General features: G+C 46.2%; 17 protein-coding genes. 6 read left to right on the top strand and 11 right to left on the bottom strand.

Annotated features, from left to right (window positions below):
* Positions 1-15: 15 nt before the first annotated feature.
* The gene (locus tag MKY62_RS01660; RefSeq protein WP_003178661.1) at positions 16-285 is read left to right on the top strand and encodes a GlsB/YeaQ/YmgE family stress response membrane protein; all 270 of its coding nucleotides are present in this window, start codon (positions 16-18) and stop codon (positions 283-285) included.
* A 112-nt stretch (positions 286-397) separates the two neighbouring features.
* The gene (gene pepF / locus MKY62_RS01655) at positions 398-2,233 is read left to right on the top strand and encodes an oligoendopeptidase F (RefSeq protein ID WP_003178658.1); all 1,836 of its coding nucleotides are present in this window, start codon (positions 398-400) and stop codon (positions 2,231-2,233) included.
* A gap of 22 nt (positions 2,234-2,255) precedes the next feature.
* Here pepF and MKY62_RS01650 read toward each other — a convergent pair whose 3' ends face one another.
* A complete protein-coding gene (locus tag MKY62_RS01650; RefSeq protein WP_003178655.1) occupies positions 2,256-3,755 on the bottom strand; it encodes an amidase in 1,500 nt (499 codons plus the stop codon).
* A gap of 99 nt (positions 3,756-3,854) precedes the next feature.
* On the opposite strand from MKY62_RS01650, the gene MKY62_RS01645 reads away from it, so the two are divergent.
* Complete coding sequence (locus MKY62_RS01645) at positions 3,855-4,307, top strand: GNAT family N-acetyltransferase (RefSeq protein ID WP_003178651.1); 453 nt, start codon at positions 3,855-3,857, stop codon at positions 4,305-4,307.
* Between the two features lie 211 nt (positions 4,308-4,518).
* Here MKY62_RS01645 and MKY62_RS01640 read toward each other — a convergent pair whose 3' ends face one another.
* Positions 4,519-5,694 carry a M20 family metallopeptidase gene (locus tag MKY62_RS01640; RefSeq protein WP_003178649.1) on the bottom strand — a complete coding sequence of 392 codons (1,176 nt, stop codon included), beginning with the start codon at positions 5,692-5,694 and terminating at the stop codon, positions 4,519-4,521.
* A gap of 124 nt (positions 5,695-5,818) precedes the next feature.
* Between MKY62_RS01640 and MKY62_RS01635 the strand changes: the two genes are divergently transcribed.
* Entirely contained in the window at positions 5,819-7,219 is a 1,401-nt protein-coding gene (locus MKY62_RS01635) for a Na+/H+ antiporter NhaC family protein (protein ID WP_003178646.1), read from the top strand.
* A gap of 615 nt (positions 7,220-7,834) precedes the next feature.
* Positions 7,835-8,911 (top strand): DUF4352 domain-containing protein, encoded by a 1,077-nt coding sequence (locus MKY62_RS01630; protein WP_003178644.1) that lies wholly within the window; start codon positions 7,835-7,837, stop codon positions 8,909-8,911.
* Positions 8,912-8,921: 10 nt separating this feature from the next.
* Here MKY62_RS01630 and MKY62_RS01625 read toward each other — a convergent pair whose 3' ends face one another.
* The 3 genes from MKY62_RS01625 to MKY62_RS01615 all read right to left on the bottom strand — a co-directional run bounded on the left by MKY62_RS01625 (position 8,922) and on the right by MKY62_RS01615 (position 12,231).
* Entirely contained in the window at positions 8,922-11,006 is a 2,085-nt protein-coding gene (locus MKY62_RS01625; protein WP_003178642.1) for a class I SAM-dependent methyltransferase, read from the bottom strand.
* A gap of 87 nt (positions 11,007-11,093) precedes the next feature.
* Entirely contained in the window at positions 11,094-11,834 is a 741-nt protein-coding gene (locus MKY62_RS01620) for an SDR family NAD(P)-dependent oxidoreductase (RefSeq protein ID WP_003178641.1), read from the bottom strand.
* The gene (locus MKY62_RS01615) at positions 11,818-12,231 is read right to left on the bottom strand and encodes a tautomerase family protein (RefSeq protein ID WP_003178639.1); all 414 of its coding nucleotides are present in this window, start codon (positions 12,229-12,231) and stop codon (positions 11,818-11,820) included. Before MKY62_RS01615 ends, MKY62_RS01620 begins: the two co-directional genes overlap by 17 nt.
* 109 nt (positions 12,232-12,340) lie before the next feature.
* On the opposite strand from MKY62_RS01615, the gene MKY62_RS01610 reads away from it, so the two are divergent.
* Positions 12,341-13,225 (top strand): LysR family transcriptional regulator, encoded by an 885-nt coding sequence (locus tag MKY62_RS01610; protein ID WP_003178636.1) that lies wholly within the window; start codon positions 12,341-12,343, stop codon positions 13,223-13,225.
* Between the two features lie 72 nt (positions 13,226-13,297).
* Here the strand turns inward: MKY62_RS01610 and MKY62_RS01605 are convergent, their stop codons facing one another.
* The 6 genes from MKY62_RS01605 to MKY62_RS01580 all read right to left on the bottom strand — a co-directional run bounded on the left by MKY62_RS01605 (position 13,298) and on the right by MKY62_RS01580 (position 18,779).
* The gene (locus MKY62_RS01605) at positions 13,298-14,668 is read right to left on the bottom strand and encodes a sensor histidine kinase (protein WP_003178633.1); all 1,371 of its coding nucleotides are present in this window, start codon (positions 14,666-14,668) and stop codon (positions 13,298-13,300) included.
* Positions 14,659-15,321, bottom strand: coding sequence for a response regulator transcription factor (locus MKY62_RS01600; protein WP_003178632.1), 663 nt, complete (start codon positions 15,319-15,321; stop codon positions 14,659-14,661). The genes MKY62_RS01605 and MKY62_RS01600 overlap by 10 nt, the downstream gene beginning before the upstream one ends.
* A 21-nt stretch (positions 15,322-15,342) precedes the next feature.
* Complete coding sequence (locus tag MKY62_RS01595) at positions 15,343-16,113, bottom strand: lantibiotic immunity ABC transporter MutG family permease subunit (protein ID WP_003178631.1); 771 nt, start codon at positions 16,111-16,113, stop codon at positions 15,343-15,345.
* Between the two features lies 1 nt (position 16,114).
* Entirely contained in the window at positions 16,115-16,873 is a 759-nt protein-coding gene (locus MKY62_RS01590; protein ID WP_003178630.1) for a lantibiotic immunity ABC transporter MutE/EpiE family permease subunit, read from the bottom strand.
* Entirely contained in the window at positions 16,870-17,586 is a 717-nt protein-coding gene (locus tag MKY62_RS01585; RefSeq protein WP_011197516.1) for a lantibiotic protection ABC transporter ATP-binding protein, read from the bottom strand. Before MKY62_RS01585 ends, MKY62_RS01590 begins: the two co-directional genes overlap by 4 nt.
* Before the next feature lie 125 nt (positions 17,587-17,711).
* Complete coding sequence (locus MKY62_RS01580; protein ID WP_003178628.1) at positions 17,712-18,779, bottom strand: SEC-C metal-binding domain-containing protein; 1,068 nt, start codon at positions 18,777-18,779, stop codon at positions 17,712-17,714.
* Positions 18,780-18,909 lie beyond the last annotated feature (130 nt).

Here is an 18,909-nt window from a genome sequence, read left to right as displayed (position 1 = left end):
AGGAGGTACTGTTCAATGTTTGGTTTTATTTGGTCATTGATCATTGGCGGAATTTTGGGCTGGCTGGCCGGCCTCATTATCAGACGTGATGTACCCGGAGGAATCATTGGAAATATTATTGCGGGATTTATCGGTTCATGGCTCGGCTCGATGATTTTGGGGCGCTGGGGTCCGGTGGTCGGCGGGTTTAATATCATACCGGCCTTGATCGGGGCGATCATTTTGATCTTCATCGTCAGCCTCGTCATGAGAAGCATGGGCGGTCGAAATCGCAATGCTCAATAAGCAGACGGTTTGCGACGGTTTCTTTAGAAGCCGTCGTTTTTTATTTCATTATGCTGCCGTCTTTTATATAATTAATTAGAAACACGAAATATTTTCAAGGGGAGGCTGCACATTGGAAAAAGTGGCAGAAAAAAGACCAAAGCGCTGTGAGGTGCCGGAGGAACTGACTTGGAATCTTACTGATTTATTTTCTTCTTATGAAGCTTGGGAAGACGCACTTGTGAAAATTGAGGAAGATCTCGCATCCATCGGCTCATTTAAAGGAAGGCTGCATGAAGGAGCCGGCGTATTGCTGGATTGTTTATCGCTGCGGGAGATACTGCTGAAGCGCCTAGTCCGGGCCGCCGCCTATACTCACCTCAGAAAGTCCGAAGATTTGACAAACCCCGTCAACCAAGCTGATGCTTCAAGGATGGCCGCGCTGCAAGCAAAAATAAACGCCGGGCTTTCATTTATCCAATCGGAAATTCTTGAATTCCCCGAAAATCAAGTGGAGACGTACATAAAAAACGAGAAAGGACTGGAGCCTTTCAGCAAAATGCTGACGGAGATAATGGAACTCAAGCCGTATAAACTTGCTCCCGAAACAGAGGAAGCGCTAGCCGTTTTAGGCGAAATACATGATGCCCCGTACAAAATTTTCGGGATGGCGAAGCTTGCGGATATGCAATTTTCCCCGATTCAGGACCGAAACGGCAATACACTCGCCAATTCGTTCGCGTTATATGAAGGAAAATACATGTTCTCTCCTGATACGCATATTCGCAGAACCGCATTCGACTCCTTTACCAATACCCTGCAAACATACAAAAACACCATCGCCGCCATCTATGAAACAGAGGTCAAAAAACAGGTCAGCATGTCAAGGCTGCGCGGATATGAATCCGTCACCCATATGCTTCTTCAGCCGCAAAGCGTCACGCTCGAAATGTACCGCAACCAGCTTGATGTGATTAAAAACGAACTTGCACCTCATATGCGCAAGTATGCCGCCTTGAAAAAACGCGTATTAGACCTCGACGAAATGCGCTTCTGCGATTTGCAGGCTCCGCTCGATCACGACTTCAGTCCAAAGACGACTTACGAACAGGCCGGCCGGATGATCTTGGACGCTTTACAAGTGATGGGGCCGGAGTACACGGAAGTCATGGAAACCGCCTTGACTGAGCGGTGGGTTGATCTCGCTGACAATATCGGCAAATCTACGGGCGCGTTTTGTTCAAGTCCGTACGGAGCGCATCCTTTCATTTTGATGACATGGACGGATACGATGCGGGATGCCTTTACCCTTGCCCATGAACTCGGTCATGCCGGCCATTTTTACTTTGCCAACCGAGAGCAGCGCATCATGAATGTCAGACCGTCTCTATATTTCATTGAAGCGCCTTCTACAATGAACGAAATGCTTCTCGCTCAGCATTTGTTTTCCAAAACAAATGATCCGAAAATGAAGCGCTGGGTCATCAACCAGCTGATGGGCACGTATTACCACAATTTCGTCACCCATCTGCTTGAGGGGGAATATCAGCGGAGAGTCTATGAGCTCGCCGAACAGGGGCACGCACTTACCGCTTCCGTACTGTCTGAGCAAACTAGCGCCGTGCTCTCCGAATTCTGGGGCAGCGGAGTTAAGGTTGATGAAGGAGCAAGCTTAACATGGATGCGTCAGCCACACTATTACATGGGGTTATACCCTTACACCTATTCTGCCGGGCTGACAGCATCGACGATCGTCTCGCAACAGATCAAAGAAGAAGGCCGCCCTGCCGTAGACAGATGGCTGAACGTTTTAAAAGCAGGCGGTACCATGAAGCCGCTGGACTTGTTGAAACACGCCGGTGTCGACATGTCGACAGACCAGCCGATCCGCCGGGCTGTGACGTATGTCGGAACATTGGTTGACGAGCTTGAAAAACTGTACGATAAAAAAGAAGACCGGCCTGATTAACGGGCGGTTCTCTCTTATACGGTTACAGACTGCCGAGCATTGGATTTCCTTTCATTCCGATCCATAAGTCTGATTGCTCTAATAAATGGGCGGTGCGCAGCAGCCAATGTTCCTTTCCTTTCGGAGCCGTCACTTGAACACCCAGCGGCAAACCTTCATTTGTCAGATGGACCGGGACGCTCATTGCAGGCTGTCCGGTTAAGTTGGCAAGCTGTGTGAATGGTGTATATGTCAAGCTTTTCAAAAACATTTGATAAATCAGCGACTGCTGCTCGATTTTTTCCAGCTCACTCACTTTCAGGAGAGCTTCGGCTTCTTTTTCGGTATGGGTGAGCTCGCCGACCTTTGGAGCGGGGTAAGCCGTTGCCGGGGTCACATACAGATCATAGGTCTCATGAAACGCCGCCATTTGTGCAGCTGCTCGATCCCAGGAAGCAAGGCTTGCTGTAAATTCGGCTGCCGACACTTTTTTGCCTGCTTCATTCAGCACCCATGTGACAATTTCAACGTCCTGAACAGTGATCGCTCTTCCAAGCGTTTTTTCCATTCCAAGAATCATCGCGGAAATTTCACCGCTGTTCATTAAGTAGTAGTTCTCCATTAACCGGATTCCGTCAACGCCGTTCGTCTGCTCTTCGACATGGTGTCCCTGCGCTTCCAGCCATCGAACGGTGCGGCGGACGGCTTGTTTGGCTTCATCGCTGACAGGCGTTCCGACGGGTGATTCTACAGAGAATGCGATTTTCAAAGGGCGCTCCAGCCCTTTTTTCATATCCTCTTCATACTGACCTGGAAATAAAGGCGTTTGAAAAGCGGCTTCAGGCTGAATGGTTTGCAGAATATCCAGGAGCGCCGCGCTGTCCCTGACCGTACGGGACAGCACAAAATCGATCGATGCCCCCTGCCACTGCCGTCCGGCGCCCGGTCCTACAGGCGTTCTGCCCCGGGTCGGTTTCAGACCGAATAGTCCGGTAAAGGAAGCCGGTATCCGGATGGAGCCTCCCCCGTCGCTTGCCCCTGCAAGTGGAACGATTCCGGCCGCCACCGCAGCCGCAGAACCGCCGCTTGAACCCCCGGGTGAATAATCAGTGTTCCAAGGATTTCGCGACGGCCCATACAATTCAGGCTCAGAAATATTTTTTAATCCGTATTCGGGTGTATTCGTCTGTCCGAGAAATAAAAAACCGGCGCCGCGCAATTTCGCGACGAAATTCGAATCGCGCTTTGGTTTATAAGATGAAAGCAGCTTGGCGCCGGCTGTGAGAGGCTCCCCTTTCAACGCTTGGGAAATGTCCTTTAAAAGAATCGGCACCCCGGCAAACGGCTGGTGTCTGATGTCAAGCTGTTTGGATTCAATTTTGACCTGCTCTTTTCTTGTCCGAATGACTGCATTCAGTTCTGGATTGACTTCTTCAAGACGGGAAAAAGCAGCGTCGATTAATTCGTTGACCGTTACTTCCCCATGTTTGATAAGCTTAGATAAAGCAACCGCGTCATGCTTTACATAGTCAGATATATTCATATCAGTACCTCACTTTACTGTTCGCTTGTGCTTACTATTGTGCATGAGCCTTTTGGGGATTTCAACGATTTCTGTTTAGATCAAAAGGAGATGAGTGAAATGAACATTCGGAGATTGCATCCAGAACATGAGCCGCCGCTTGATTTGCTGTTGACGGCAGACCCTTCCGAAAAACTGGTTAACGATTACCTCAAACGGGGACAGTGCTATACAGCCGAAATCGACCGCCGGATTGCCGGTGTCTATGTGCTGCTGCCGACGAGGCCTGAAACGGCAGAGCTCGTCAATATCGCCGTCAAAGAAGATCTGCAGGGAAAAGGAATCGGCAGACAATTGGTTATGCATGCGATTGAAACAGCGAAAGCTCAAGGATTTAAGACGATTGAAATCGGAACCGGGAATTCAAGCATCGGTCAGCTGGCGCTCTATCAAAAATGCGGATTTAGAATCACCGGCATCGACCGGAACTTTTTCCTGAGACATTACGAGAAGCCGATATACGAAAACGGCATGCGCTGCATCGATATGATCCGCTTATCGCTCGACCTGTAAACGACTGTTAGTTTTGGGATTTTGTCATCTTTTCAGCGTGAAACGCAATCCTTGCAGTCTAGAACAGCCAATGTTTGTAATTCCTAGGCACCGGCGCGCAGGCCTGACAACGAATGCGAGGGTTTGTCGACACGCTGAAGCCGCCGGGCTCCCCGGCGGCTTCTCGTCAATATTCATCAAAACAGGACTTGATCGTTTTCGGATCATCCGTTTAGGCCAGCGCCTTTAAAAGGTTGAATTCTTCCTTTATTTTTTTCAGCAGCTCTTCATTGATGAGCACATCATATGCGGTGAATGCCATAGATTTTGCGCCGAGCATCAAGCCTTCGAACCCCCGGCTGCTCATGGCCGCTTCACGAAACTCGGGTGTGTGGCACGCATACGGCTCATCGCAAATTTGCACATAAGGATGAATGGAAGGCGCGATCTGGCTGACATTCCCCATATCAACCGAACCTCCTCCGTCCGCTTTTTCATGAATCGAATCCGGATCGACGCCCAACTCGATCATGTTTTGTGTAAAAGCGTCTGACAGCGTTTCATTTGTTTTCAAATCATCGTAAGACAGCTCATAAAAAGAGCTCTCAAGCCGGGCTCCGGTCGCAAGTGCGGCCGCTTTTGCACAATTTTTCACTTTATCGAGCAGTTCATTGACATAAGCGCGTTCCGTTCCTCTGACGTAAAACTGGGCAACCGCGTAATCCGGCACAACATTCGCCGCTTTCCCTCCCTCCGGAATAATCCCGTGAATCCGGGCATCAGGGAGAATGTGCTGTCTGAGCGCATTAATGCCGTTGAATGTCTGAATGACGGCATCGAGCGCATTGATTCCTTCGTGAGGTGCTCCCGCCGCATGCGAGGCCTTTCCGAAGAATTCGAATTGGATCGCATCCATCGCCAGCGATGTCCCGCTTTTTTCATGCCTGCAATACGGATGAACCATCATAGCGGCGTCCAAGTGATCAAAAACCCCTTGTTCGGCCATGGTTACTTTTCCGCCTTTCGTCTCCTCCGCAGGAGTTCCGTAAACATACACTTTTCCTCCGCACGATGCAATCACTTTGCTGACGCCGATTGCGGCGCCGACCGCCATCGTGCCGATCAAATTGTGCCCGCAGGCATGGCCAAGGTCAGGCAATGCATCATATTCAGCCATAAATCCAATGGAAGGACCGGGACGGCCGCTGTCAAACTCGGCCGTAAACGCCGTCGCAAGGCCGCATGTGCCTAATTCCACCTGAAAACCGTGTTTTTTCAGCTCCTCGGACAGAATCTTTGAAGCTTTGAATTCTTCGTGCCCCAGTTCAGGATGATTGCCTATATACTGGCTGATATGCAGCAGCTCTTCACGAATATTTTCGATCTCTTTCTCAATTTGTTTTTTCATAACGGTTCTCCCTTCTCGATTACCGAAAGTTTTTTCCAGGGTTGACAAAGTAAAGCTCATATCCTCAAAATGTTTAAATATATAATTATCTGAATATTAATACATTATAAAGGAGACGAACGGAATGAGCAATGGCACCCCACAGAAAACAAAACTGCACTTCCCACATACTTATGCTTTGATTTTTTTCATTATCATTTTAGCTGCACTGGCTTCATACTTCATTCCATCAGGAGAATTTAAGCGGGTTGAAGAAGACGGCCAAACGGTTATCGTACAAGGGAGCTACAAGCAGACTGACGCAGGTCCGGTCGGTTTTTTCGAGATGTTTAAAGCCATACCGGAGGGCATGATTCAATCGGCGGATATTATTTTTTATATCTTTTTAATAGGCGGAGCTTTTGGCATCATCCATCAGACCGGTATGATTCGCGCCGGTGTCCATGTGCTCGTGCAGCGCTTGAAGAAACGCGGCTTCCTCCTGATCCCCGTCACCATGTTCGTCTTTTCCATCGGAGGCGCAACGATCGGTTTGTCTGAAGAGACGATTATTTTTATTCCGATCGGAATCGCTGTTGCGAGAGCGCTTGGCTATGATTCAATGACAGGGCTGGCGATGATTTCTCTAGGCGCGGCTGCAGGGTTCACCGGCGGCATGTTGAATCCGTTCACAGTCGGAATTGCACAGACAATTGCGGAAGTCCCGGTGTTTAGCGCCTTCGGTTATAGACTGGCCGTTTATGCCGCCATGCTCGGTTTCTCCATTTTTTATGTCATGCGTTATGCTCAACAAGTCAAAGCGCACCCGAATACCGGTTTGATGTATGGAAGCGAAACAGAGATAAATGAAGAGACAGCCGCAGGACACGCTGATCTTTCCTTCACCGGAAGACACGGCCTCGTCCTGCTGATTACAGCATTGGGCTTCGGCATCAATATGTTCGGTGTTTTTCAATGGGGATGGTTTTTAAGCGAGCTGTCGGCCGGCTTTCTCATCATCGGCTTTGCCGCCGGTCTTGCGGGAGGACGCGGCATCAACAACACCTTCCATTCGTTTGTCGACGGCATGAAACAGGTTGTATACGGAGCGCTGATCGTCGGCTTCGCCCGTGCCATCGTCATCGTATTGGAAAACGGACATATTATCGATACGATCATCAACAGCCTTGCTTCAGCAATCAGCTCGCTTCCGAATGAAATCAGCGCCATCGGCATGTTCGCCGTACAAATCGCGATTAACACGTTTATTCCATCCGGAAGCGGACAGGCAGCCACAACGATGCCGCTTATGGCGCCTCTGGCCGATTTATTGGGATTCGAACGTCAGATTGCCGTATTCGCTTATCAATACGGAGATGGGATCACCAACTCAATCATCCCGACCTCCGGCGTATTGATGGCTTCACTGTCAATCGCAGGCGTCCCTTATGAACGCTGGGTCAAGTTTGTCTGGAAGCTGATCGCAGGCTGGATTATCATCGGCGCCGCTGCGATTGTTATCGCTATGATAATTGGTATTAAGTAAACATCCGGTCCACAATATGCAGCCGGTGCCCCCGGCTGCATTCCCCCATATATGCCTCCATCTCTCTGACTATAGAAAAGCCTTACACCATCAAAACCGCCGTTTCTAAGACAATTGATCTACTAAATTTTAAGCTCAGGTTAAGGAAACCCGAAAACGGGACTTTTTATTCACTATGGCCCAAATTTGAAATTCACCAACATAAGGGCGTCTCCTAAACAAAATACTTATATTTTTAACCTGATCTGACCAGGATCTAAAGTAAAAAATGGATAAACCTCAATTAAATGCACCGAAGTGCATGTCATTAGTTTTAGTCTCTTCTTACTATCCAAAGTTTGAAAACATGCCTAATCCTGCAAATCATTGGCCAAAATTAGTATTTAACACCTATTTATTAATGATTCTTCAAACCTTAAAATGAGTGATGTTGTTTCTGTTTTTTTAAAGAAACTAAGGAAAAAGGAAGAATTATAATCAAATTTTCACTGTTAGATAAATGAAATGACCGGGACTTGAGTAAGATTTGTCCCGATGAAGGGCCTTTATGCCCTGGCCGCCTCATTCTTTTCATTTACATAACATTGAAAAAAATAATAAAAAAGGAGACAGACCATGCGAAGTAAAAAGTTTTTTCTGATGATGCTTTTGATGATTGTAGCAGTCGTGTCAACAGCCTGCGGAGGCAGCAAAAGCGCGAGCGGAGAGAAAGAAGATACGAAAAAAGCAGATAATGCAGAAGTTAAAATCCTAAGCTCCGAATATACGCTTCCTGATGATTCATCAACAAACCTGCACGAAAATGAACTTATACTAAAGATCAATGTTTCCGTGAAAAATACAGGGAAAGAACCATTAATGGTTGATAAAAGCCAATTCAGCCTTTACGAAGGCGACTCAAAAATGTCGGACGTCAGCGTATATGATGAAAGAAACAAAAGGCTTCGCTCTTCGACGCTGAATTCTGACAAAGAAGTCGACGGAAATATCTATTACATCGTTGAAAAAGGCAAAAAGTTTCAGCTTGAATACACACCTGACATGTACGGTGAAAATAAAGCCGATCCTGTCAAATTCGAGATCGACGGCGGCAGCGACGAATTACTGAAAACGGCCAAAAAACTTGAAGATCCGGCAAAAGCTTTGCTAGCTTACACAGACGTAACGATTTTCGGCAAAGACAATAATAACTTTGATAAACTGGTCGACGAAAACAAACGTGAAGTCGTTACCGATTACCTTGAAGGCGCTCAAAAATCTATCGTTCGCTCTTTAGGATATTATGATGAAGAAGATGTGGATAAAAAGAAATTGAATAAACTGATCAGCGCCATCCAAAACGCCTATCAAGAAAAATCTCAAGTCAAAGCAGTTACAAAATCAATTTCAGGCGATGAAGCAACTGTTGAGGCAACCGTTACGCCAATCGATAATACAGATGTCCAAAAGAAAGTGAAGAAAAGACTGGAAGACTATGTGAAAGACAGCGGCAAAGACTTCATGTCCAGAGATGAATTGATCAATCCTGCGATTGACATCATGAGTGAAGAAATCAAAAAAGCAGAGGCGACTTCAAGTGAGAAAACCGTTGAAGTCAAACTTGAAAAATCAAAAAATGACAAATGGAAAATTGATGCTGATAATTACAAGACCGAACAATACTTCTCAAGCTTCCTTAAAAGCAACAACTAAAAAAAGCACCCTAGAGGTGCTTTTTTTCAATTACAATAAAACAAGTGCTGTCCGGCAGCGGCACACGCCGGCCGAGCCGGTCTGTCAGCTCGATTTTAGGGTAAAGGTGTTCTTCATATCCTTCCTGCACATAGTGTTCGAACACCAGAATGTTCGCACGTTCCCCTAATTCTTTCTCGATACAGCGGCGGAATTCAGACGGCGTAAAATAGCCGAACTGCTCCTGCACTTCATGCGGATAGGCTTCTTCTCCCCATGTATATGTATAGAGGAATTCCATTGCATCATTCACAAACAGTACAGCCGCGTCCTTCTCAGCCTCAAGCATTTGCACCTTTCTCCCTTTAAAATCATGGACATACCGCTTCAAGAAATCCATTCCATCCGGGTCTTTAAACCGTATCCGCCGCGTTTCCTCTTTGTTTTCGGTCATGATTCCGTCCCTGATGATGATTCTGCCTCCCGGCTTCAGAATGTCAAAGGAGCTTTTTAACGCTTGGGCAATGACGAGATGATTAAATTTTTTCCCTTCATACGGAATGTATGAAAACAATTCGTGCAATATCGATGAGAATACGATGGTGTCGACGCTTTCCTGCTCAAAGTACTCAGGCAGGTCCAATGCATCAGCCTGTTTCACATGCCAGGGCTTATGTTCGCGCACTTTTCTTTTTTGGAGCTCCTCAATGACATTGACGGAAAGGTCGATTCCGATGACCTCTGCTTCTGGATGCTGGTCTGTCAGCAAATCAAGCATCACGCCGCCTCCGGCTCCGATGTCGAGCATTCTTTCTCCAACGGCATAATCGGCAATCTTCTTTTTATAATCTTCAGCACCGTTCATATCAGACAGATAAGCCGCTTCATTTTGCAGCCGGTCAAACGAATCCTTGCGAAACTCAAAAAAATCATAAAGCAGCACGATCGCCCGTTCATATAAAGGCGATTTCTCCGCTTCCTGGCAAAATTCAATCAGCTTCAGTCCTGCCTGCGAAAATGAAAACGTGACGCCGACAATCTCAGAAGCCTGATCAAACGGCTGAACAGCAAGCGAAACGTGTTCATTTACAGGCACCTCGCCGTAAAGCAAATCGCTGATCGACATCTCTTTTAAGCACGCTTCGATAATTCGTTTTTTATAAACATTTATATGCCTCACACCCTGGTAATCACGGTACATGTCCTTCATCAGCGGCTCAAAGCTGATGTGCTTGACTGATAAAGGGTTGACAGAACGAAGCACGAGCAGAAAGATTTTGACAAACTCTTCAAAACTGAATGATGACAAGGCGGATTCCACATACCATAAATCAATCCGCTGAAAGAAGCGTCTCAGCGTATCTTCCGCCGAATGCTCCCTCAAAAACCGCTCGTACCGGCTGCTGTCTTCACCGGAATCGAGCGCTTGTCCCCGCAGTTTTCTGATCCTTTCCGCAAACGGCCAGTCTTTATTTCTTTCTCCTGTGCAGATTTGGCCGATTACCCGGTTCACGTCTCGTTCTATCGAATCCCAAAGCGCCGGCGATACCGCTTCAATGATACATTTGTTCAGCACGTATAGAACCCGCCTGATATCGATGTGCTGAAGTTCAGATGTTTCAATCCAATCGATAAGAGGAGTGAATTGGCGATACCTTGTTTCCCCGCGGATATACTGTCCGACGAGTCCATGCGTCACAATCAAAATATGGATGAGTTCTTCAATATCCTGCCGTTCCGGCATGTACGCCTGTCTTCGATCAGCATAAATCTGCGCCGACCCGATATTATGGATCGCAAGCTGAAAACCTTTTTCACGCCATTCCTTTCTTTTATGAGGCTGGCCGCACTTAGCCGCTTCACTCCATATGAGAACCTCTTCAATGATTTCTTTTTCCAGCTCAGGAATGTCAGCTTTCTCCAAAATAGAGAGCGTCTGTTCAACATAAAGAAAAACGGGATTCTGAGGCATGTTCTCTAGCGAAGAAATCCGCTCCAGGTTGATATTTTGCTCTTCAGTTAAAACGAGATACTTCAGCCATTCGGCATCCCGCAAAACATGATAATCCCCGTTTTTTACTTTTTCAATGGCTTCTAACGATTGTAAACGCCTCATACGTTCTTCCCTCTTTTTTCTATTTCGATATGATTTATCATAAGGTAAATGGTTTCATATAGAAATAGGATAATAGGCTTATAATCGCTATAATGTTTGACCGCAGTCAGCCGTTAAGATTTGGCCTGTAACTGTTTCTTGTTCGAGCAGCGCACAAATGAGCAAGGCGATATCTTCCGGTTCCGCTATCCGCTCAAGCGGGAGCTTTTGGCTGAGCCGCTTCATTTTCTCTTCATTCCCCTCCCACCATCTCGTTGATACCGCGCCCGGTGCCACACAGCTGACTCTAATATCAGGAGCAAGCGCATGCGCCAATGATTTCGTCAGACCGTGGACCGCCGCTTTTGATACGGCATAGGGTAACGAAGAGCCTGAACCGGTAAGCCCGGCGATGCTGCCGACATTTACGATGGCGCCTTGTTTATTTCGCTTCATAAAAGGTGCCGCCGCTCTCGCACAATTAAACATCCCTTTGACATTTACCGCATACAGTTCATCCCAGACTTCTTCAGAAGCCCCTTCCAAGTCATCAAGCTCGATATGCCTGGTGATGCTTGCATTGTTGACGAGCAGATCGACGGTACCGAACTCGCCCACCGCCCGATCAAACATGTCTTGAACTTCACTGATCTTAGAAACATCGGCTTTCACCGCGAGCGCGCGGCCGCCTTGACTTTCAATCATTCCAACCGTCTCTTCAGCCTCCGCTTTGGAACGCGAATAGTTGACAACAACCGCTGCCCCTCGGTTTGCCAAAGAGAGCGATACCGCTCTGCCGATCCCTGTGCCGCCTCCTGTGACAAGGGCTGTTTTATTTTTCATTTCCATTTTTCAACGCCCTTTCAACTGATGCAAGCTGTGCTGTTCCATTCCCAAACGACCAGTTCTCTTTCACGTTTTCGGCTGCAATGATCATGACGTCCTCTTGGCGGATGCCGGCGTTTTTTTGCAAACGCTCTGCAATGCGTTGGTACAGAGCCAGCTTTTTTTCGATCGGTCTCTCTTTCATTGTGATGTGAATATAAATCAAATCCTTCGTCCGTTTGATGTTCATATAGCTAGGATCGAAAAAGAACTCTTCCTCATCGTGCTGGGTGATGACCTGAAAATAATCGTCTTCCGGAACATCGATCGCCTCCGTCATCGCCTGGTGAACTGATCTGCTGATCCGGCGAAGCTCTTCCTTTGATCTTCCTTTTAAAAGATCCATCCTGACAAATGGCATATATTCATTCCTCCTTTGTATTGTTTAATAGTGTATAACGGTTATATCATTTTGTATAATTGAATCATTTGAAGGTTTCATTCAATTTTATTGAACTTGAGGTGATGGGATGGATTTCAAAACGTTAAAGACGTTTCATAAAATCGTGGCTTGCGGAAGCTTTAACCGCGCGGCTGAAGAACTGAATTATGCGCAGTCCACGGTCACAATGCAAATCAAAAAGCTCGAGGAAGACCTCGGCATTCGTTTGCTCGAGAGGGGGAAAACATTCCGTCTGACTGAAGCCGGCAGGCTTTTTTTTGAAGAAAGCAGACATATTGTCAAGGATATAGATCACCTTCAACATCATATGGCCGACTTATTGCTTGGCGAAGGGGGAAATATCCGCCTTGGAGCGGTCGAACCGATCGCGAGCTGTGAATTGCCCCAGATTTTGGGGAGATTTTTAGCGGATTATCCGAAGATCCGGGTTTCCGTTGATATCGCCAACTCGTCGGCATTGGGGGAACGGCTGGTTCAAGGAAGCCTGGATCTTGCCGTCTGTTCGACTCCGGCAATGGGAACAGATCTTTATTTTGAACCGCTTTATGCTGAAGAACTCGTAGTGCTGCTCCCTGAGGGACACCCCGCCGGAAACAATGAACGCATTCATCTGAAAGATATTAGGGAGCACCGCCTGCTGATTACGGCCAACAATTGCACCTACCGGAAGAAAGTCGAAATCGCGTTTCAAGAGCTGCCGGGGAGCCAAATGAACACGATGGAGATCGGAAGCATGACAGCTTTGAAAAACTATGTTGCCGCAGGACTCGGCGTTGCCCTGATTCCGAAAAGCATCGTTTCCCCTCCTCCTCCCGGAACGATTGTCCGGTTTATCGACGATGACCCGATCAGCGTAACCTTCGGCATCCTTTGCAAAACCGCGGCGTTTCCGCTGAAACAGGCTGATGCAAAGCTGTACCAATATTTGAAACAGGAACTTGGAGAACCGTAAAAAACCTTCCCGGCCGATGCCGGAAGGTTTTTGATTATGAGAATGACGAGATATGGAAATGATGATCTGGTCTCAGAGGGGGATGGTCACTTGTACCTGTCCGCCTCCTGCTTCGCTGTTTTTAATCGCCAAATCGCCTTGATGAAGCTTAACAACACGAAGTGCAAAGGTAAGTCCCATCCCGTAATGACCATTCGATGTCCGGGCTTTATCTTCCATATAGAAAAGCTCGGCAGCTTTCTGCAGGCCGTCTTGAGAAAACCCTTTTCCGCTGTCAGTGATTGTGAAAATCAATTGATCAGCCGTACACACAGCTTCAAAATCGATTCTCCCGCCTTCTGGTGTGTGATCTGCGGCGTTCGTCATGATGTTCATCAACGCTCGGTGAAGCAGCTGTTTGTCAAACACTGCTTTTTTTCCTTCAAGGTTCTGCTCCTTCAACACAATGTCAATCGATTTGTTCCCTATATATGCTTCAGTCTCATGGAGAACACTTTCGACTAGCGTTTTCACAGCGCCTTCTCTGTACTCGGTATGTAATGCTTCCTCAGTTTTTGAGAGATGGATTAATTGGTCAATGTACTGTTCGATTTTTTGCCCCGCGTCAAGGATGTATCTGATATATTCCGACTGCTCTTGATTTTGCGGAGATAAGCTCAGCAACTCCGCATTTCCTTTGATGATGGTCACTGGAATTTTAATATCATGAGCCAATGCGCCGATCTGTTCTTTTTTCGTTTTCTCTAAATGCCACTGCGCCCGTAGGGAGGCTTGGAGGGCATTCCTCATGTCCATCAGGGAACTGATTACATGATCAAATTCCTTAATATTCGAGAACTCCGGAGTAAAATTTAAATTCTGTTTTTTAATTTGCTCGGCAATGGTGTTTAAAGTTTGAAAATGTTCTTTTAATCTGTTTGCAAATCGGGTTGTCACCGTAAAAACGACCGTAATTAAAAGAAGAACGATGATGCATATGCTTGTCAGCTCATAGTTCGGGAGAAACCGTCTCAGCAGTGGAGACCGAAACTCAGCGCGCAAAGGATACTCCAATACACAATACTCGTCTTTGCGTTCGATAATCATATAGCCTTTTTGACTAAAGCTGACATAAGGCCTGCTCTCTATCTTTTTCCGTACAATCGAAAGATTCGTCTCTTTCATGTTTCCCGCTGTCTTTTGTTTCGACTTTTTGTCCAGTATGGCGTACAGCATTGTATCCGGTATCATGTCTTCCGTTATCTGTTCAGCCGATTGAAGCCTGGGCTTAAGCTTTTCAGCTTCGATTTCATTGTAGTTGGCAGGATAAAACAGCCCTGCATTCATTCCTATCATATTGACCAAAACATATAAAGCCGTGATCGCGATCAGGCTGAAGCTCAAAGTGAGCATATATTTGATCAGTTCTCTGCGCAGTGTCTTTTTTTTGCGGATTATTCCCATCTGTATCCTACGCCCCATACCGTTTTGATCGGATCTCTATTGTGTTCTTTGCATTTTTTCCGAATCGTGCGGATAAATTCGGTTATCGTCGAATATAAAGCATTGCCTTCCAGCCCGTATACATGATCATAAATTTCTTCTCTTGTAAAGGTTCGTCCTTTATGCTGAGCCAATAGCTCACATATTTTAAATTCATTTTTTGTTAAATTCAGCTTTTGATCATGAATAAATACTTCTTTGCTGTCAAAGTGAAATAAAAAACCGGAAATCACCCGTTTAGTCTCGTATTTCTCTCTTCTTTCCCTTCTCAGGTGTGCATTTACTCTTGCACTGAGCTCAAGAACGCCGAAGGGTTTTGAAATATAGTCGTCTCCCCCAGTCAGGAGGCCTTTAACGATGGCCTCTTCCTCCGTCTTAGCGGTGAGAAACAGGATCGGACAATCTACCAGCGGCCGGATTTTCTCGCATAATTCAAACCCGTCCATCCCCGGCATCATCACATCAAGCAAAATTAAATCATACCCTGAAAACACGTCGAGAGATTCGGTGTTAACTTGACTTAGCGTATGAACTTGATGCTGATCGCGGCGCAAAATATTTTGTATGAGTACAAGAATATCTTTCTCATCATCTACTGCCAAAATTTTCGCCACTTGCTGACCACCCTTTTTTCATTATTCAAAAGCTTTTCTTCCTTCCCAGCGGATAAACCAAATGATGCTTAGAGCGAATACAGCTATTATAGCAAACACCATGATGAAAGCCCCCTGCTTGATTTCCCCATCTAGAACAGAGCGGAGAGACGGATCAATTTGGACAAATCGGTCAATCCCCTTATACCCTGTCAGCCTGATTCCCCATGCCCAGGGATTATATTTCCAAATGACATCGCCCAATCCCGTGTTCATCAGCGCTGTCATCAAAAGGCCTGCCCCGCCTGCTAAAATCGAAGCCCCCATTCCGAATGTACAGCTGATCAAAAAGTATATGAAATAAAGTGTGACACTTCCGGCTGCCAGCCATGCCCCAGCCTCTAAAAAAAGGGAGCTTGGCAGGTTCGGCACATGAAAAAGAGCTCTGAGCCCCAATAAGTAGAGTCCAATAGCCAAGAATACCGCAAAAATGTTCATGATCAGAAGCAGCGTGACTTTGCTTAAATAAGCCGTTAATTTGGGAGCCGTGCCGCCCAACAGCACTTGAAAACGGCCTGCCTGCTCCTCTAAGGAAGCCGTCATTCCGCACACAATTCCAATCAGAAGCGGCAATGCAATCGCAATGGCTTCAAAATACGTGCGATATAATTGATATGGATCGGGCTGTCTGTTATAGAAATAAAGCAGAAAAACACCCGCACAGATAACCGGAACACTCAAGTGAAGCCAAATAAAAGACGTACGCTTTGTTTTTTGAAAATCAGCCGCCAGGCATCTGAAAAATAACAACAAATTAAACCGCCTCCCGTTTTATCGATTTGCGATCAACGGCAGGAGAAAAAGACCGCCTAGTCAGACGCGCCAAAATAGCAAATAACAGAACAGATAGAACAACAGCCGGAGGAACGACTGCCCAGCTCGTTAAAGGATCGCCATTCTCAAGAGGCACACCGTTTGGATGGATGCCAATTGTCGGGCACATGACCCTGATCGGCCAGCTCCAAGGATTCAGCCACCAAAAAGGGCTTGATGCCGACATGATGCCCAATATGATAGTGCCCAGCATATTGAACAAAACGGCAGATATAAACCCGTACTTTCGCGCTATCCATAAACAGACGGGGATCTCCCATAGTGTCGTGAGCCAAAGCAGCAGATTCGCGGCAATGACTGTCAAATGAATGCTCGAAAATTGAGGAATGACAAACTGCATCCCAACCATGAATCCTAAAAAAACAGCTTGAGATGCTAAAGAATAGAGCGCAATGACGCTTATTTTTGCATACCAAATCTGATGCAAATCTACAGGAGAAGAAAAAATGCCGTTATAATTCGACGCTTTCTTTTCTTTCTGGTGTGATTGTGCACAAAGCAAGGCGATCATGACCGGCATTAAGATGACAGACCACCAATTATACGTACCTGCTACAAAAAATCCCGGATTCATTAAAAAGGCGAAGCAAATATTAATCAAAGGCACAATGAAGATCATTTTTCTCGAAAATGTTCTTTTAAACTTCAGGTTTTCCGCTTTTACATAATATCCGATCACTTTTCTCCGCCCTCTTTCTCCCGCGTTGATTTGACAACATCCATAAAAAGCCGCTCAAGATCGTCTCCCTTATTGATTTTCCCCTGATATCCGAGATACCCTCCGCTGATAATCCCGATATGGTCTGCGATCTGCTCGACTTCCGATAAAATGTGGCTTGATAAAATGACCGTCATCCCCTGTTCGGGAAATGACCTGATGAGTTCCCTCAACTCTTGTATACCGATCGGATCAAGACCGTTAGTAGGCTCATCAAGTATGAGTAGTTTAGGGCGATTTAAAAGAGCGATGGCGATCCCCAGCCTCTGCCTCATCCCCATAGAAAACTGCCCCGCCTTTTTCTTTCCGGTATGATGCATATCAACAGTTTTAAGCACCTCTGTTATTCTCGCATCTGGAAGGCCCAATAATGCGGCATGCACCTTGGCATTCTCGTAGGCTGTTAAATTATCATACAGAGGCGGGGATTCTATTAAAGAACCGATGTCTTTTAATACGGACCTTTTCCATTGCCGCCCCTCAAACAAAATATCCCCGGCAGTTGGGTTTAAGATTCCGGTTAAAAGTTTTAAAGTCGTTGATTTTCCTGCTCCATTCGGTCCAAGCAATCCGTAAATACTGTTCTTTTCAACTGACAATGAGACGTCTGAGACCGCTTGCGATCTTCCGAACTTTTTTTGAAGATGCCTTGTTTCCAGTAGAATTGTACTCATCATAATCTCTCCTTGTTTGATCTGATCGTACCGATATCTTAAAATATCTTTCTCAAGATTTAATCAGAATCAAACGCAAAAAACCTTCCGGTTCCCCGGAAGGTTTAGCAGTTGTGTGAGCTTTTTTAAGATGGCATAAGCTCAAGATGATGGTCAAGTTCATCCTGCAGGACGGCTTCAATATCTTTAAAACGATTCGATACGGTCGAAGCGCTGACGCCGTATTTTTTTGCAAGCTTTGCTTGGGATATCGATTTTTCCGATTTGGAGATCGTATTGATAAAATACTCCAAAGCAGCTGCAAAGGCTTCTGTTTTTTTGATGACCGGTGCTTTTTTGGCACAATACGATTTCCAAAGGCCGACCGCCCAGGACACAAATGGTTCAGAATGTCCTTCGTCAAGCATACCTTTCTCAAAAACGAGCGCTGTTTCTTTTTCCATCTCATTGGCCCATTCGATGTCTTCGGACACTTGTTCAGACGGTGTACTCTCTTCCTGCCGGCAAAGATGCATTAACACATGATGGAAATCCTCTCTCATCAGCTGCTCTTTCGTCCCGCCTTCTTCTGTAAAACGGTTCAAAGCCTCGCTTAGCCTGTCTTTGAGAGCATCCGCCATTTTTGCAGGATAGATGGTGAATTGCAAGAAGAACTCGGTATGGCTTCCGATCTTGATCGGAAAGCCGAGCACGTACTCGCCTACAAAAGGCCCTTCCCGTTTCACATTCATCCTCACGGTCAGCTCTTCATTCGTTACAGCATCCTCAAAGCGAATGCCGCCATCTGTTATATGTTTCACACGCAGCAACGCAGGGGAGAGGTCTTTCCACGATTGAACGGCTTCCTTTGTCTGCGATCTGAGAATCGAAGATCCTTTTTTCTGTAAAAAGTCTTCAAAAATCGTCAATCCTCCATCTGCCAGCGGGCGGGCAAATACTCCCCACACGCCCAGGTTAAAAACACATATCTTTTGCGCAGACTGATCCAGGTCTGACAGAAAAGAATACTGATTGAGAAATTGATCGATTGTGTCTTTATGTTCCGTAAAAGCGAATTCCATGACGTCTTTCTGGATTTGTTTCAATTCTTGCACCGCGACAGCCGGAAACGCTCCCTCTGCTTTGCCGCAGCATTTTTTATATTTCAGCCCGCTGCCGCAGGGGCAAGGCATATTTCTTTTTACTTTTCCCACGTTTAAACCTCCGTATCTTATACTACAACTTATTTATTTTATCAAAACTTTCAGGAGGGGGAAATCCGATAATGAAAATCAGTATGATTTAGCTGAAAAGTAAAATTTTATAAAAGAGGCCAAAAGGTTT

Source organism: Bacillus sp. FSL R7-0646 (assembly GCF_037969865.1).
Lineage (GTDB): Bacteria > Bacillota > Bacilli > Bacillales > Bacillaceae > Bacillus > Bacillus licheniformis.
This window is presented reverse-complemented; position numbering and strand designations above follow the sequence as displayed.

Coding starts and splice junctions, on each gene's coding strand:
- MKY62_RS01605 (WP_003178633.1), bottom strand. CDS start 14,668: ATGGGAATAATCCGCAAAAAAAAGACACTGCGCAGAGAACTGATCAAA.
- MKY62_RS01615 (WP_003178639.1), bottom strand. CDS start 12,231: ATGCCATTTGTCAGGATGGATCTTTTAAAAGGAAGATCAAAGGAAGAG.
- MKY62_RS01640 (WP_003178649.1), bottom strand. CDS start 5,694: ATGAAAAAACAAATTGAGAAAGAGATCGAAAATATTCGTGAAGAGCTG.
- MKY62_RS01610 (WP_003178636.1), top strand. CDS start 12,341: ATGGATTTCAAAACGTTAAAGACGTTTCATAAAATCGTGGCTTGCGGA.
- MKY62_RS01620 (WP_003178641.1), bottom strand. CDS start 11,834: ATGGAAATGAAAAATAAAACAGCCCTTGTCACAGGAGGCGGCACAGGG.
- MKY62_RS01660 (WP_003178661.1), top strand. CDS start 16: ATGTTTGGTTTTATTTGGTCATTGATCATTGGCGGAATTTTGGGCTGG.
- MKY62_RS01630 (WP_003178644.1), top strand. CDS start 7,835: ATGCGAAGTAAAAAGTTTTTTCTGATGATGCTTTTGATGATTGTAGCA.
- MKY62_RS01585 (WP_011197516.1), bottom strand. CDS start 17,586: ATGAGTACAATTCTACTGGAAACAAGGCATCTTCAAAAAAAGTTCGGA.
- MKY62_RS01635 (WP_003178646.1), top strand. CDS start 5,819: ATGAGCAATGGCACCCCACAGAAAACAAAACTGCACTTCCCACATACT.
- MKY62_RS01625 (WP_003178642.1), bottom strand. CDS start 11,006: ATGAGGCGTTTACAATCGTTAGAAGCCATTGAAAAAGTAAAAAACGGG.
- MKY62_RS01650 (WP_003178655.1), bottom strand. CDS start 3,755: ATGAATATATCTGACTATGTAAAGCATGACGCGGTTGCTTTATCTAAG.
- MKY62_RS01645 (WP_003178651.1), top strand. CDS start 3,855: ATGAACATTCGGAGATTGCATCCAGAACATGAGCCGCCGCTTGATTTG.